The sequence below is a fragment of the Pseudomonas sp. C8002 genome (assembly GCF_013385765.1).
Taxonomy (GTDB): Bacteria; Pseudomonadota; Gammaproteobacteria; order Pseudomonadales; family Pseudomonadaceae; genus Aquipseudomonas.
In genome coordinates this window covers 178,897-192,656 of record NZ_JACAPJ010000001.1, presented here as the reverse complement: position 1 = coordinate 192,656, position 13,760 = coordinate 178,897, and the positions used below count along the sequence as shown (strand labels likewise).

The 13,760-nt window shown below is 63.2% G+C and carries 9 protein-coding genes and 1 pseudogene; 7 read left to right on the top strand and 3 right to left on the bottom strand.

Going from position 1 to position 13,760, the window contains the following annotated elements:
- Window positions 1–5 precede the first annotated feature (5 nt).
- The 7 genes and pseudogenes from HX814_RS00940 to HX814_RS00910 form a co-directional block, all read left to right on the top strand.
- Window positions 6–1,577 (top strand): ABC transporter ATP-binding protein, encoded by a 1,572-nt coding sequence (locus HX814_RS00940; RefSeq protein WP_087694187.1) that lies wholly within the window; start codon window positions 6–8, stop codon window positions 1,575–1,577.
- Entirely contained in the window at window positions 1,574–2,971 is a 1,398-nt protein-coding gene (locus tag HX814_RS00935; protein WP_177008259.1) for a sigma-54-dependent Fis family transcriptional regulator, read from the top strand. Before HX814_RS00940 ends, HX814_RS00935 begins: the two co-directional genes overlap by 4 nt.
- A gap of 296 nt (window positions 2,972–3,267) precedes the next feature.
- Window positions 3,268–4,659 (top strand): GntP family permease, encoded by a 1,392-nt coding sequence (locus HX814_RS00930; protein WP_102369337.1) that lies wholly within the window; start codon window positions 3,268–3,270, stop codon window positions 4,657–4,659.
- A 7-nt stretch (window positions 4,660–4,666) separates the two neighbouring features.
- Window positions 4,667–5,440 carry a 3-hydroxybutyrate dehydrogenase gene (locus tag HX814_RS00925; RefSeq protein WP_008436986.1) on the top strand — a complete coding sequence of 258 codons (774 nt, stop codon included), beginning with the start codon at window positions 4,667–4,669 and terminating at the stop codon, window positions 5,438–5,440.
- 169 nt (window positions 5,441–5,609) lie between these two features.
- Entirely contained in the window at window positions 5,610–7,568 is a 1,959-nt protein-coding gene (locus HX814_RS00920) for an acetoacetate--CoA ligase (protein ID WP_177008260.1), read from the top strand.
- 135 nt (window positions 7,569–7,703) lie between these two features.
- Window positions 7,704–10,241: a PAS domain-containing protein gene (locus HX814_RS00915; RefSeq protein WP_023658930.1), complete on the top strand. Its 2,538-nt coding sequence runs from the start codon at window positions 7,704–7,706 to the stop codon at window positions 10,239–10,241.
- A gap of 27 nt (window positions 10,242–10,268) precedes the next feature.
- Window positions 10,269–10,559, top strand: a pseudogene (locus HX814_RS00910) (peptidylprolyl isomerase); the annotation flags it as partial.
- 127 nt (window positions 10,560–10,686) lie between these two features.
- Here HX814_RS00910 and HX814_RS00905 read toward each other — a convergent pair.
- From HX814_RS00905 to HX814_RS00895, 3 genes are all read right to left on the bottom strand, one after another.
- Window positions 10,687–11,595, bottom strand: coding sequence for a sugar kinase (locus HX814_RS00905; protein ID WP_177008261.1), 909 nt, complete (start codon window positions 11,593–11,595; stop codon window positions 10,687–10,689).
- 129 nt (window positions 11,596–11,724) lie between these two features.
- A complete protein-coding gene (locus HX814_RS00900; protein ID WP_102369341.1) occupies window positions 11,725–12,933 on the bottom strand; it encodes an amino acid deaminase in 1,209 nt (402 codons plus the stop codon).
- Between the two features lie 9 nt (window positions 12,934–12,942).
- The gene (locus HX814_RS00895; RefSeq protein ID WP_003208002.1) at window positions 12,943–13,707 is read right to left on the bottom strand and encodes an IclR family transcriptional regulator; all 765 of its coding nucleotides are present in this window, start codon (window positions 13,705–13,707) and stop codon (window positions 12,943–12,945) included.
- Window positions 13,708–13,760 lie beyond the last annotated feature (53 nt).

The following is a 13,760-nucleotide window of genomic DNA, read 5'->3' as shown; positions in this document are numbered from 1 at the left end:
TTGAGATGACTGAAAACCTGATCGAGATTCGCGACCTGAGTGTCGCCTTCAACGGCCAGACCGTGGTGCGCAAGCTGTGCCTGGACGTGCGCCCCGGCGAGTGCCTGGCGCTGGTGGGCGAGTCGGGTTCGGGCAAATCGGTGACCGCCCATTCGATCCTGCAACTGCTGCCCGAAGCCGGCACCGAAACCACCGGCTCGGTGCGCTATCGCGGCCAGGAACTGCTCGGCGCCTCGCCCGCCACCCTGCAAAAACTGCGGGGCAACCGGATTGCGATGATCTTCCAGGAGCCGATGACGTCCCTGAATCCGCTGCACAGCATCGAGAAGCAGATCGGCGAAACCCTGCTGTTGCACAAGGGCCTGGGCGGCAAACAGGCCCAGGCGCGGATCCTTGAATTGCTCGAACTGGTGGGCATCCAGAAGCCCCGGGAACGCCTCAAGGCCTACCCCCACCAACTCTCCGGCGGCCAGCGCCAGCGGGTGATGATCGCCATGGCCCTGGCCTGTGAACCGGAACTGCTGATTGCCGATGAGCCGACGACTGCACTGGATGTGACGGTGCAGCGCAAGATCCTGCTGCTGCTCAAGTCCCTGCAACAACGCCTGGGCATGTCGCTGCTGCTGATCAGCCACGACCTCAACCTGGTGCGCAGCATTGCCCAGCGGGTGTGCGTGATGAAGGCCGGGGAAATTGTCGAACAGGCGGATTGCGAAACCCTGTTCTGCGCCCCGCAGCACCCTTACAGCCGCCTGCTGCTGGATGCTGAACCGGCAGGCATCGTCTTGAATCACGAGGCGCGGGAGACGGTGTTGCAGGTGGATAACCTGAGTGTGCAGTTCCCGCTGGGCGGCGGACTGTTCCGGCGCAAGCAATACCTGCAAGCGGTGGATGGCATCAGCCTGGAGGTACAGCGCGGCAAGACACTGGGGATTGTCGGCGAGTCCGGCTCTGGCAAATCCACCCTGGGCCAGGCGATTCTGCGGCTGCTGGATTCCAGCGGCACGATTCGCTTCCAGGGCGAGGCCCTCGACGGCCTGACGCAAAAGCAGATGCAACCGTGGCGCAAGCAGATGCAGGTGGTGTTCCAGGACCCGTTCGGCAGCCTCAGCCCGCGGATGTCGGTGGCGCAGATCATCAGCGAAGGCCTGGAAGTGCATGCGCCGTGCAGCCTCAAGGACCGCGAAGCCCAAGTGATTCGCGTGCTGGAAGACGTGGGCCTGGACCCTGCCAGCCGCCATCGCTACCCCCATGAATTCTCCGGCGGCCAGCGCCAGCGCATCGCCATCGCCCGTGCGCTGGTGCTCAAGCCGGCGCTGATCCTGCTGGACGAACCCACTTCTGCACTGGACCGTACCGTGCAGAAACAGGTGGTCGCCCTGCTGCTTGAGCTGCAGGAAAAGTACGGCCTGACGTACCTGTTTATCAGCCATGACCTGGCGGTGGTGCGGGCCCTGGCCCACGACATGATCGTGATCAAGGACGGCAAGGTGGTGGAACGCGGGCCCAGCGATGAAGTGTTTGCCGCGCCTCAACACCCTTACACCCGGGAACTCCTCGCGGCGGCGCACCCATGAGCACCACTGGCAGCCTCAAGGATTACCAATACGTTCGCGGCCTGGCGATCCAGTCGCTGTTCGAGATCATCGAGCAGTCCAGCGAAGGCACGGTGATTGTCGACGGTGACGCGAACATCGTCTGGATGAACGAGCGCTACGCCAAGCGCTTCGGCCTGAAAAGCGCCGACGAAGCCATCGGGCAACCCTGCGAGCAGGTGATTTCCAACAGCCTGTTGCGCCAGGTGGTGCGTAACGACCAGCCGATATTGCTGGATATCCAGGACACGCCCAAAGGCCCGCTGGTGGTGATGCGCCTGCCGATCCATGACGACGCCGGCAAGGTGATCGGCGCCATCGGGTTTGCGTTGTTTGATGAGCTGCGCAACCTGTCGCCGTTGATCGAGCGTTACCTGAGCATGCAGCAGGAACTGGCTTCCACTCGGTCGCTGCTGAGGTCGCGGCAGAGTAAATACAACTTCGCGCACTTTATCGGCACCAGCGCGGCCAGCCTGGAAGTCAAACGTCGGGCGCGGCGCAGTGCGAGCGCGGAGTCGCCAGTGTTGCTGCTGGGGGAAACCGGGACCGGCAAGGAGCTGCTGGCCCAGGCGATTCATGGTGCATCGCCTCGCGCCCATAAAGCTTTCGTCAGCATCAACAGCGCAGCCATCCCGCATGATTTGCTGGAGGCGGAATTCTTCGGCACCGCGCCCGGCGCATTTACCGGTGCCGACCGCAAGGGCCGCCCCGGCAAGTTGCAGATTGCCCAGGGCGGCACGCTGTTTCTGGATGAGATCGGCGACATGCCGCTACCACTGCAAAGCAAATTGCTGCGGGTGTTGCAGGAGAAGGAGTTCGAGCCGGTGGGCTCCAACGAGATGATCCACAGCGATGTGCGGGTGATTGCAGCCACGTCCATGGACCTGGAAGCGGCAATCAAGCGCGGCGAGTTTCGGGCGGACCTGTATTACCGCCTGAACGTGCTGCCGATCCAGGTGCCGCCGTTGCGCGCGCGGCTGGATGATTTGCCGGCGTTGAGCGAGGCGATTCTGGAGGAGTTGCGCAGCCAGCATGAGCTGGACCGCGAGGCCTTGGCGTTATTGGCGCAGCATGCGTGGCCGGGGAATATCCGCGAGCTGCGCAATGTGCTGGAGCGGGCGGCACTGTTGAGTGATGACCTGGTGCTGGATGCCAGTGAAATTCGCGCGGCGATTGGTACGTTCAGCCCGGTTGAGCAGCGTTCGGTAGAGACCGTTGAGGGCGAGAGTTTCAGCGCGGCCCGGGAGCGGTTTGATCGGCAGGTGATTGGGGCGGCGTTGAAGCACTGTGAGGGGAATGTGGTGGAGGCGGCGAAGCGGCTGGGGCTGGGCCGGTCGACCTTGTACAAGAAAATGGTTGCCTTGGGCATCGCCTAGTCTCCAAAAAGAGACACAATTCCAAATACAGAGAAAATCCAATGTGGGAGCGGGCTTGCTCGCGAATGCGGTGTGTCAGTGCCTGAATTACTGCCTGATACACCGCATTCGCGAGCAAGCCCGCTCCCACATTTGATCTCCAGCAGTCTCAAATTCGGGACAAAACTTGAGAACACTCTCACAGGTCAAGAATTTCTCTATATATTTCAATAGGTTAATAACTTGGCACACATCTCGCTAAAGACCCTCCCCACCGCCTCACCCCCACAAAAATAACAATCAGATGGAGACACACCATGAGTGTGATCATTGCCCTCGCAGCCCTGGCGCTGCTGATGCTGGCCGCCTACCGTGGCTACAGCGTCATCCTGTTCGCCCCCATCGCCGCCCTCGGCGCCGTGCTGCTCACCGACCCTTCCGCCGTCGCTCCCGCGTTCACCGGGGTGTTCATGGAGAAAATGGTCGGCTTCCTCAAGCTGTATTTCCCGGTATTCCTGCTCGGCGCGGTGTTCGGCAAGCTGATTGAAATCTCCGGCTTCTCGCGCTCAATCGTCGCCGCCGCGATCCAGTTGCTCGGCACGCGCCAGGCGATGCTGGTGATCGTGCTGGTGTGCGCCCTGCTGACCTACGGCGGCGTGTCGCTGTTCGTGGTGGTGTTCGCGGTGTACCCGTTTGCCGCCGAGATGTTCCGCCAGAGCAATATCCCCAAGCGCTTGCTGCCGGCGACCATCGCCCTCGGCGCGTTCTCGTTCACCATGGACGCCCTGCCCGGCACGCCGCAGATCCAGAACATCATCCCCAGCACCTTCTTCAACACCACCGCCTGGGCCGCGCCGTGGCTGGGGCTGATCGGCACGATCTTCGTGTTCTGCGCCGGCATGCTGTACCTGGCCCGCCAGCGCAACAAGGCCCAGCGCGCCGGTGAAGGCTATGGGACCGAGCTGCGCAACGAGCCGGAAACCGCCGAAGACATCAAGCTGCCCAACCCTTGGATCGCGCTGTCGCCGCTGTTACTGGTGGGCATCATGAACCTGCTGTTCACCCACTGGATTCCGCTGTGGTACGGCAAGACCCACACCCTCAGCCTGCCGGGCATGAGCGCGCCGGTGCAGACCGAAGTCGCCAAGCTCACGGCAATCTGGGCGGTGCAGGCGGCGTTGCTGGTGGGGATTATCGTGGTGCTGGTGTTCGGCTTCTCGGCGATTCGCAGCAAGCTCGCCGAAGGCAGCAAGAGCGCGGTAAGCGGTGCACTGCTGGCGGCGATGAACACCGCTTCGGAATACGGTTTTGGTGCGGTGATCGCCTCGCTGCCGGGCTTCCTGGTGCTGGCGGACTGGCTCAAGGGCATTCCCAACCCACTGGTCAACGAAGCGATTACCGTGACCCTGCTGGCCGGCATCACCGGTTCCGCCTCGGGCGGCATGAGCATCGCGCTGGCGGCCATGTCGGAGAGCTTTATTTCAGCGGCCCATGCGGCCAATATCCCCCTTGAAGTACTGCACCGGGTCGCGGCCATGGCCAGCGGCGGCATGGACACCCTGCCCCACAACGGCGCCGTGATCACGCTGCTGGCGGTCACCGGGCTGACCCACCGCGAAGCCTATAAAGATATTTTCGGCATCACGATCATCAAGACCCTCGCGGTGTTCGTGGTGATTGGTACTTTCTACGCCACCGGCATTGTGTGAGGTTGATATGACGACATTGAACGGCAAGACCGCCCTGGTCACCGGTTCCACCAGCGGCATCGGCCTGGGCATCGCCCTGAGCCTGGCCAAGGCCGGCGCCAACCTGATCCTCAACGGCTTCGGCGATGCCAGCGCGGTGATCGCCCAGGTGCAGGCCTTCGGCGGCAAGGTCGGGCATCATCCGGCCGACGTCAGCGACCCGGCGCAGATCGCCGAGATGATCGCCTACGCCGAGCGCGAGTTTGGCGGCATCGACATTCTGGTGAACAACGCCGGGATCCAGCATGTGGCGCCGGTGGACGAATTCCCGGTGGAGCGCTGGGATTCGATCATTGCGATCAACCTGTCGTCGGTGTTCCACAGCACGCGTTTGAGCCTGCCGGGCATGAAAGCCAAGGGTTGGGGGCGGATCGTCAATATCGCCTCGGTGCATGGGCTGGTGGGTTCGGTGGGCAAGGCGGCTTACGTCGCTGCCAAGCACGGGGTGATCGGGCTGACCAAGGTGGTGGGCCTGGAGACCGCCCAGAGTAATGTCACCTGCAATGCCATCTGCCCGGGCTGGGTGCTGACGCCGCTGGTGCAGAAGCAGATTGATGACCGCATTGCCAGCGGGGTTGACCCGCAGCAGGCGCAGCAGGATTTGCTGGCGGAGAAGCAGCCGTCGCTGGAGTTCGTGACGCCGCCGCAATTGGGGGAGCTGGTGCTGTTCCTGTGCAGCGAAGCCGGCAGCCAGGTGCGCGGTGCGGCGTGGAATATCGACGGTGGCTGGCTGGCCCAGTAAACGACGATTCCCAAGACACCGCAGCTCAAATGTGGGAGCGGGCTTGCTCGCGAATGCGGTGTATCAGTTAACACATCTGGAACTGACCCACCGCATTCGCGAGCAAGCCCGCTCCCACATTTTGATCGGTGTCGTTAGATAGATCAGATAATAAAAAAGAGATTTCCTTATGTCCGAAATACTCTGGCAACCCTCCCCCGAACGCATCCACAACACCCGGATGGACCAGTTCCGGCGCTTCATCAATGATCGCCATGCCTTGCAGATCAGCGACTACCCGGCCCTGCACCAGTGGAGCATCGACCAGCGCCCGGACTTCTGGCAGTCGATTGTCGAGTTTTTTGAGGTGCAGTTCCGCACGCCGCCCAGCGCGGTGCTGATCGAAGACGCGGAGATGCCCAGCGCCCAGTGGTTTCCCGGCGCTACCCTGAACTTTGCCGAACACCTGCTGCGCCGCCGCGACGATCACCCCGCCGTGGTCGCGATCAGCGAAGACGGCCAGCGCGAGCAATTGACCTACGCCGAACTGGCCCGCCATGTCGCCGGCCTGCAGCGCAGCCTGCGGGCGGCCGGCGTGGGCGTGGGGGACCGGGTGGCCGCGTGCATGCCCAACACCTGGCAAACCCTGGTGGGCATGCTCGCCACCACCAGCCTCGGCGCCATCTGGTCGTGCTCCTCGCCGGACTTCGGCACCCAGGGCGTGATCGACCGCTTCGGCCAGATCGAACCCAAGGTGCTGATCACCTGCGCCGGTTACCGCTACGCCGGCAAGGTCATCGACCAAAGCAGCAAGCTCAATGAAATCCTCGAACGGCTGCCGTCCCTGCAACAACTGATCATCGTGCCGTATGCCCGCCCGCAGGCGCGTCCCGAGGAGTATCAGACCCGGGCCCACGTCGTACTCTGGGACGACTTCTACACCCCCGGCGACGAGCCCGATTTCGTCGCCGTGCCCTTCGATCAGCCGCTGTACATCCTCTATTCCAGCGGCACCACCGGCGTGCCCAAGTGCATCATCCACGGCACCGGCGGCGTATTGCTCACCCACCTCAAGGAACACGGCCTGCACGCCGACCTGTCGCGGGATGACTGCCTGTTCTACTACACCACCTGCGGCTGGATGATGTGGAACTGGCTGGTGTCGGTACTGGCCATCGGCGCCACGGCGGTGCTGTATGACGGCTCGCCGTTTCACCCCGGGCCGGAACGCCTGATGGACCTGATCGACCAGGAAAAAATCAGCGTGTTCGGCACCAGCCCCAAGTTCCTCGCCACCCTGGAGAAAGCCGGGCTGCAACCGCGGCTGAGCCATGACCTGGGCAGCCTCAAGGGCCTGATTTCTACCGGCTCGCCGCTGTCGCCCCAGAGCTACGACTACGTGTACCGCGAGATCAAGCCCGAGCTGTGCCTGTCGTCGATGTCGGGTGGCACCGACATCGTGTCCTGCTTCGTGATCGGCAACCCGGTGCTGCCGGTGCGCCGTGGCGAGATGCAGTGCAAGAGCCTGGCAATGGCTATCGAAGTGTGGGACGACCAGGGCCACCCGCTGGTGGGCGAAAAAGGCGAACTGGTGTGCACCCGGCACTTCCCGGCAATGCCCATCGGCCTGTGGAATGACCCGCATCAGGAAAAACTGCGGGCTTCGTATTTCAGCCAGTTCCCGGGCGTGTGGGCCCAGGGCGACTACGCCGAACAGCGACCCAATGGCAGCTTGCTGATCCATGGCCGCTCGGATGCGGTGCTCAACCCCGGCGGCGTGCGCATCGGCACCGCAGAGATCTATCGCCAGGTGGAAAAAGTGCCTCAGGTCCTGGAAAGCCTGGCCATCGGCCAACGCTGGCAGGATGACGTGCGGGTGGTGCTGTTTGTGCGCCTCAACGATGGCATCGAACTGGACGACGGCCTGGAGCAGCAGATCCGCCAGGTGATCCGCGCCAACACCACGCCGCGCCACGTGCCGGCGAAGATCCTCGCGGTGACGGATATCCCGCGCACCATCAGCGGCAAGATCGTCGAGCTGGCGGTGCGCAACGTGGTGCATGGCGAGGCGGTCAAGAACACCGACGCACTGGCCAACCCCGAGGCGCTGGAGCAATTTCGTGATCGCCCGGAGCTGGCAGAAAGATGAAACGTTTTAGCCTTTAAGCACTCATTTGAAGACAAACCCCTCAAGCATGCTATTTTTCGAGGGTGGAAAGCCGGCCCCGGGTCGCGGGATAATCGGCTTTTGTCATTCTTCAAGCGTTACGCGCAGGGCATTTACATGAACGTATCACCCACCGGCAGCGAGGCCGCAGCACTGATTGCGCGGCTGGACTGGGCACGAAGCCCCCTCGGTGACGCCATTGATTGGCCGCAAAGCCTCCGTACAGCCGTGGACATCGTGATCCATTCACCGATGCCGATGCTGTTGCTGTGGGGTGCCGAACTCACCCAGATCTACAATGACGGCTTCGCAATGCTGGCGGGCAACAAGCACCCGGCCGCCTTCGGCCAACCGGCTGACCTGATCTGGCCTGAGCTCAAGCCGTTTACCGACCCGATCTACAGCGCCGTCCTCATGGGCCAGGTGCGCACCTTCACCGAGCAGCGTTTCGTCCTGCAGCGCAACGACCGCGACACCGAGATCTGGCTCGACCTGACCTACAGCCCGATCCGCGACGAACGTGGCGAGGTCGCCGGGATCCTGATTACCGCCATCGAAACCAACGAGCGCCGGCGCATCGCCCTGGAACTGCAGCAGCGCACCGAGAACAGCCTCAAGGCCCAGCGCAACACCGAGCAGCGCCTGCAGTTGGCCCTGGCCGCCACCGATGCCGTGGGCACCTGGGACTGGGATATCGGCGAAGACCGCTTTATCGCCGACGCTCATTTCGCCCAACTGCACGGTGTTGACCCGTGCGACGCCGACCTGCTGCCCATCAGCGACTACCTGCAAGGCGTGCACCCCGAAGACCGTGGCATGGTGGCCCGCAGCATCAAGCACTGCATCACCCACGGCACCGAGTACGCCGAGGAATACCGCCTGCAGCGCGCCGACGGCGAAGTGCGCTGGGTGTTTGCTCGGGGCCGCTGCTACAAGGACCACCATGGCCGACCGGCGCGTTTTCTCGGCGCAGCCCTCGACCTGACCGAACGCAAGCACACCGAACAGGCCCTGCGCCAAAGCCAGACCGAGCTGCAACTGATCATCAACGCCATGCCCGTGCTGATCGGTTATGTCGACCACGAGCAGCGTTTTCGCCTGAACAACAGTGCCTATCTGGAATGGTACGGCATGACCCCGCAGGAGTTGTACGGCAAGAGCATCCGCGAAGTCGTGGGCGACGAAATCTATGCCGGGCGCGTCGACAAGATCGAGGCGGCGCTCAAGGGCAAGGCCTGCAGTTTTGTTACCGTCACCCCGCACCATGACGGGCGGCCACGCCACGCGCTGATGAAGTACTTGCCGCGTTTCAGCGCTGACGGTTCAGTCAACGGTTTCTATATTTTTGTGATCGACGAGACCGAGCGCAAACTGACCGAAGAGGCCCTGCGCCACCTCAACGAAAACCTCGAAGAGCGCGTCAGCCAGCGCACCCAGGCCCTGGCCGAAGCCAACCAGCGCCTGCAAAACGAGATGTTCGAGCGCGAGCGTGCCGAAGACGCCCTGCGCCATGCTCAGAAGATGGAAGCGGTCGGCCAGCTCACCGGCGGCATCGCCCATGACTTCAACAACATGCTCACCGGGATCATCGGCAGCCTGGACCTGATGCAACGCTATATCGCCGCCGGGCGCAGCGACGAGATCGGCCGTTTCACCGACGCCGCCGTATCCTCGGCTCATCGCGCCGCTGCGCTGACCCATCGCCTGCTGGCCTTCTCCCGCCGCCAATCCCTGGACCGCAAGCCGGTCGACCCGAATCAATTGGTGGCGTCCCTGGAAGACCTGTTCCGCCGCACCAAGGGCGCGCACATCGAACTCAAGGTGCAACTGGGCACCGACGTGTGGCCGGTGAACACCGACGCCAGCCAGCTGGAAAACGCCCTGCTCAACCTGGTGATCAACGCCCGCGATGCGATGCCCGACGGTGGGCAATTGTGCATCGAGACCGCTAACAGCTACCTCGACGGCACCGACATCACCACCCTGGAACCGGTCAAGGCCGGCGACTATGTGATGCTCGGCGTGAGCGACAACGGCGCCGGCATGACCGCGAAAATCCTCGCCAAGGCCTTCGACCCGTTCTTCACCACCAAGCCCATCGGCCAGGGTACCGGCCTTGGGCTGTCGATGATCTATGGGTTTGCACAGCAATCCGGCGGCCACGTGACCATCCAAAGCGAACCGGGCCAGGGCACCTGCGTGCGCCTGTACCTGCCGCGCCTGCATGGCACGGCACTGGAGCGGACCACGCCCGCTACCCAGGGCGAAGCCCCGGTAGCGCTGGAAGGCGAAGCCGTGGTGGTGGTCGAGGACGACCCGGCAGTGCGGATGCTGGTGGTGAATGTGCTGGATGAACTGGGCTACACCGCACACCAGGCGGCGGATGCACGGGCGGCGCTGCCGTTGCTGGAGTCCGACTTGCGCGTGGATTTGCTGGTGACTGATGTGGGCTTGCCGGGGATGAACGGCAGGCAACTGGCGGAAATCGCCCGGCAACACCGGCCGGACCTGAAGGTGCTGTTCATGACCGGTTACGCCGAGAAAGCCGCCGAGCGCCAGGGGTTCCTGGAGGAAGGCATGGACATGGTGGCCAAGCCGTTTTCGATTGACCTGCTGGCCAACAAAATCCGCAGCATGATCAGCTCAGAGGCCTGACTTCAGGCATAATCGCGCGCCGTTTCACATCAGGACCGATCAATGAAAGCCCAAGCCCGTCACATTCTGGTGAAAACCAGTGAGGAAGCCGAACAGCTCAAGCAGCGTATTGCCAAGGGCGAAGCGTTTGATGTGTTGGCCAAGAAGTACTCCACCTGCCCTTCCGCCAAGCGCGGCGGTGATTTGGGTGAAGTGCGGCCGGGGCAGATGGTGGGGGTGATTGATGCGGTGATCTTCAAGAAGCCCGTGAAGGTGGTTCATGGGCCGATCAAGAGCAAGTTCGGGTATCACCTGGTGCAAGTGTTTTATCGCGATTGATGAGCCTGTAGTGGCTGATCGTTCCCACGCTCCGCGTGGGAATGCCTCACCTGACGCTCTGCGTCCGCTCTTGGGACGCAGAGCGTCCCTGGCTGCATTCCCACGCGGAGCGTGGGAACGATCAGCGTTAGTCTCGGGGAATGAGTGCACCTGGCACCTGAATCACCCGGCTCGCCAACCGATGCCCGGCCAGTGCTGCATCCTGCGGCGAGCCGCCCTTGAGCCGACTGGCCAGGTACGCCGCACTGAACGAATCCCCCGCCGCCGTAGTGTCGACCACCTTCTCCACCACCAGCGCCGGCACCTCGAACCGCTCATCCTCCCAGCGAATCAAACACGCATCCGCCCCGCGCTTGAGCACCACCTCGGCAATCGTCGGGTACGCCGCAAACACCTGCTCGCTGTCTTCATAGCCGAACAACGCCCGTTCGTCATCCTCGGTCAGCAAGGCGATATCCACCTCGGCCAACACCGCGTGATACGCCGCGCGTGCGGCGTCCATGCTGGCCCACAGGCGTGGCCGGTAGTTGTTGTCGAACACCACCTTGCCGCCGCGCTTGCGGGTTTCGACCAGGGTTTCCAGCAGGCGCGCACGGCCCACTTCGCCCAGCACCGCCAGGGTGATGCCGCTGAAATACACCACGTCGTACGTCGGCAACGCTGCCAGGATCGGCTCGGCCGCCGGTGTGGTGAAGCAGTCGCGCACGGCCGCTTCATTGCGCCAGTAGAGGAATTTGCGCTCGCCGTTGGCATCGGTCTGGATGCAGTACAAACCCGGCAGGCGCCCGGGCAGGCGCTGGACCATGCCCAGGCCCAGGCCTTCTTCGGCCCAGTGCTTGCACATGGCATCGCTGAAGCTGTCATCGCCCAGGGCGGTGACGTAGTCGACGGTGCTCGGTTCACCCAGCTCGCGGCGCAGGTAGACGGCGGCGTTCAGGGTGTCGCCGCCGAAGCTTTGTTGCAGGCTGCCGTCGGCGCGGTGTTGCAGTTCGATCATGCATTCGCCGATGAGGGCGATGCGGGGTTTTGTGTTCATGCCTGGGGTCTCTCGATGTACTGGAGGGCCTCTTCGCGAGCAAGCCCGCTCCCACATTTGAATGCATTTCAACTGAAGGAACTCGGTCGAATGTGGGAGCGGGCTTGCTCGCGAAAGGCGCGACTCGGTCTAGAAGCAGGTATGCAGGCTTTCGATCACCTGCAACTGCTCATCCACCAGATTACCCACTTGCCACTTGTCGAAGGTCAGGCACGGGTGGGATGTGCCGAAGGAGATGATGTCGCCAATGCGCAGCTCAACCCCCGGTGCGACGACCATGAACGCATGCTGGTCCATCACGGCGGTGACCTTGCACGCGGTCACATCATCACCCTCGGCTGGCAGCACGCCAGCCTTGTAGCGCTTGAGCGGTACCGGCAGGCCGGCGTCGTAGGCGACGTCGCGCTTGCCCAGGGCGATCACCGCGAAGCCCGGCTCCGGCAGCGATTGCACGTGGGCCCAGACTTCCAGCGCCGGGCGCAGGCCTTCGTTGAGGTCGCTGCGACGGTCCAGTACGCAGCACTGCGCGTCTTTGTAGATGCCGTGGTCGTGAGCCACGTAGCTGCCCGGGCGCAATACGCTGAGGAAGCGGCCAGCGGCGTTCTGGGCTTCGAAGGATTCGGCAATCAGGTCGTACCAGGCCGAACCCGAGGCGGTAATGATGGGCTTGGCCAGGTCGAAGGCGCCGCTGTTTTGCAGGTCGACGGCCAGGCGTACCAGGGAGGCGGCGAATTCGCGGATGCCACTGATGGCGTGCTCGCCATGGATCACCCCTTCGTAGCCTTCGATGCCGGTGAGGGCCAGCGCAGGCTGGGCCTTGATCGCCTTGGCCAGGTCGAGCACCTGTTGTTCGGTGCGGCAACCGCAACGCCCGCCGACCACGCCGTATTCGATCATCACGTTCAAGCGCAGGCCACGGGCGGCGAAGAACAGGCCCAGGTCGGCGACGTTGTCCGGGTGGTCGACCATGCAGTGGAAGTCGAATTCAGGGTCGGCCAGCAGGTCGGCGATCAGCGCCATGTTCGGCGCGCCCACCAGTTGGTTGGCCATCAACACCCGGCGAACCCCACCGGCGTACGCAGCGCGGGTCTGCACGGCGTTGGCCAGGGTGATGCCCCAGGCGCCCTGCTCGATCTGCCGCTGGAACAGCGCGGGCATCATGCTGGTCTTGCCGTGAGGCGCCAATTGCGCACCGCTGTTGCTGACGAAATCCTGCATCCAGCGGATGTTGTGTTCCAGGGCGTCGCGGTGCAACACCAGGGCCGGCAGGCTGACGTCACGGACCAGATGTGCACCGACGGCGGCGGCGCCTTTTTCAACGGCATTGAAGGCAGACATAAGGGTTTCCTATTCGTTGATGCGACGGGCCAGGTTGTTCGCACTGTCGATCAGCACCCGGCGGTAGTCGTTGTAGTTTTTGATCGCATCGGCCCGTGGGGCAACGATGCACAGGGTCGCAATGCTGATGCCTTGGGCGTCCCGAACCGGGGCGGCAAAGCAGTGGGTAAAGGTGTCGGCGACACTGTCGAAAGAGAAGAATCCGTCGAGGGTAGCCTGACGGATTTGCCCGAGGAAGGTTTCCAGAGGCAGGCGCTGACCGTCCGGGAGGATGAAGTCGTCGTAGTCGATCAGGTCGATGATTTGCTGGTCGCTCAGGTGGCCCAGCAGCAGGCGGCCGGAGGCGGTCCAGGGGATCGGCGCGTTCTCGCCGATGTCTGAGGAAATGCGGAAATGCCGCTCGCCTTCGCGCATCAGGGCCACGGTGTATTTGCGGCCATTGAGCAGGCACATCTGGGCGGTTTCGTGGGTTTGGCTGACGATTTCCTGCAGGGCGTGGTCGGCTTCGCGGGTCAGGTCGAAATGGCGCAGGTGGGCCTGGCCGAGGAAGTACAGCTGACGGCCGAGGTAGACATGACCGTCCTTGCCGACGGTTTCGAGGATGCGCCGTTCCAGCAGCGAGGCCACCAGTTCGTAGACCGTGGATTTGGGGCTGCCGATGCCGCTGGCGATGTCATTCGGGCGCAGGGGCTGGCCGATTTCCTTGAGGAAATCGAGGATATCGAACGCCCGGTCGAGGCCTTTGGCGCGGCGTTTGATGGTGTCTTCGGTCATGGCAGTCGTCGGTCCCGTTTGAAGATGTAGCTATCAACACAGATCCCCTGTGG

Bases quoted from the DNA above. Each gene is read 5' to 3' on its own strand.
- HX814_RS00925 (WP_008436986.1), top strand. From the start codon at position 4,667: ATGACGACATTGAACGGCAAGACCGCCCTGGTCACCGGTTCCACCAGC.
- HX814_RS00940 (WP_087694187.1), top strand. From the start codon at position 6: ATGACTGAAAACCTGATCGAGATTCGCGACCTGAGTGTCGCCTTCAAC.
- HX814_RS00915 (WP_023658930.1), top strand. From the start codon at position 7,704: ATGAACGTATCACCCACCGGCAGCGAGGCCGCAGCACTGATTGCGCGG.
- HX814_RS00905 (WP_177008261.1), bottom strand. From the start codon at position 11,595: ATGAACACAAAACCCCGCATCGCCCTCATCGGCGAATGCATGATCGAA.
- HX814_RS00895 (WP_003208002.1), bottom strand. From the start codon at position 13,707: ATGACCGAAGACACCATCAAACGCCGCGCCAAAGGCCTCGACCGGGCG.
- HX814_RS00920 (WP_177008260.1), top strand. From the start codon at position 5,610: ATGTCCGAAATACTCTGGCAACCCTCCCCCGAACGCATCCACAACACC.
- HX814_RS00900 (WP_102369341.1), bottom strand. From the start codon at position 12,933: ATGTCTGCCTTCAATGCCGTTGAAAAAGGCGCCGCCGCCGTCGGTGCA.
- HX814_RS00935 (WP_177008259.1), top strand. From the start codon at position 1,574: ATGAGCACCACTGGCAGCCTCAAGGATTACCAATACGTTCGCGGCCTG.
- HX814_RS00930 (WP_102369337.1), top strand. From the start codon at position 3,268: ATGAGTGTGATCATTGCCCTCGCAGCCCTGGCGCTGCTGATGCTGGCC.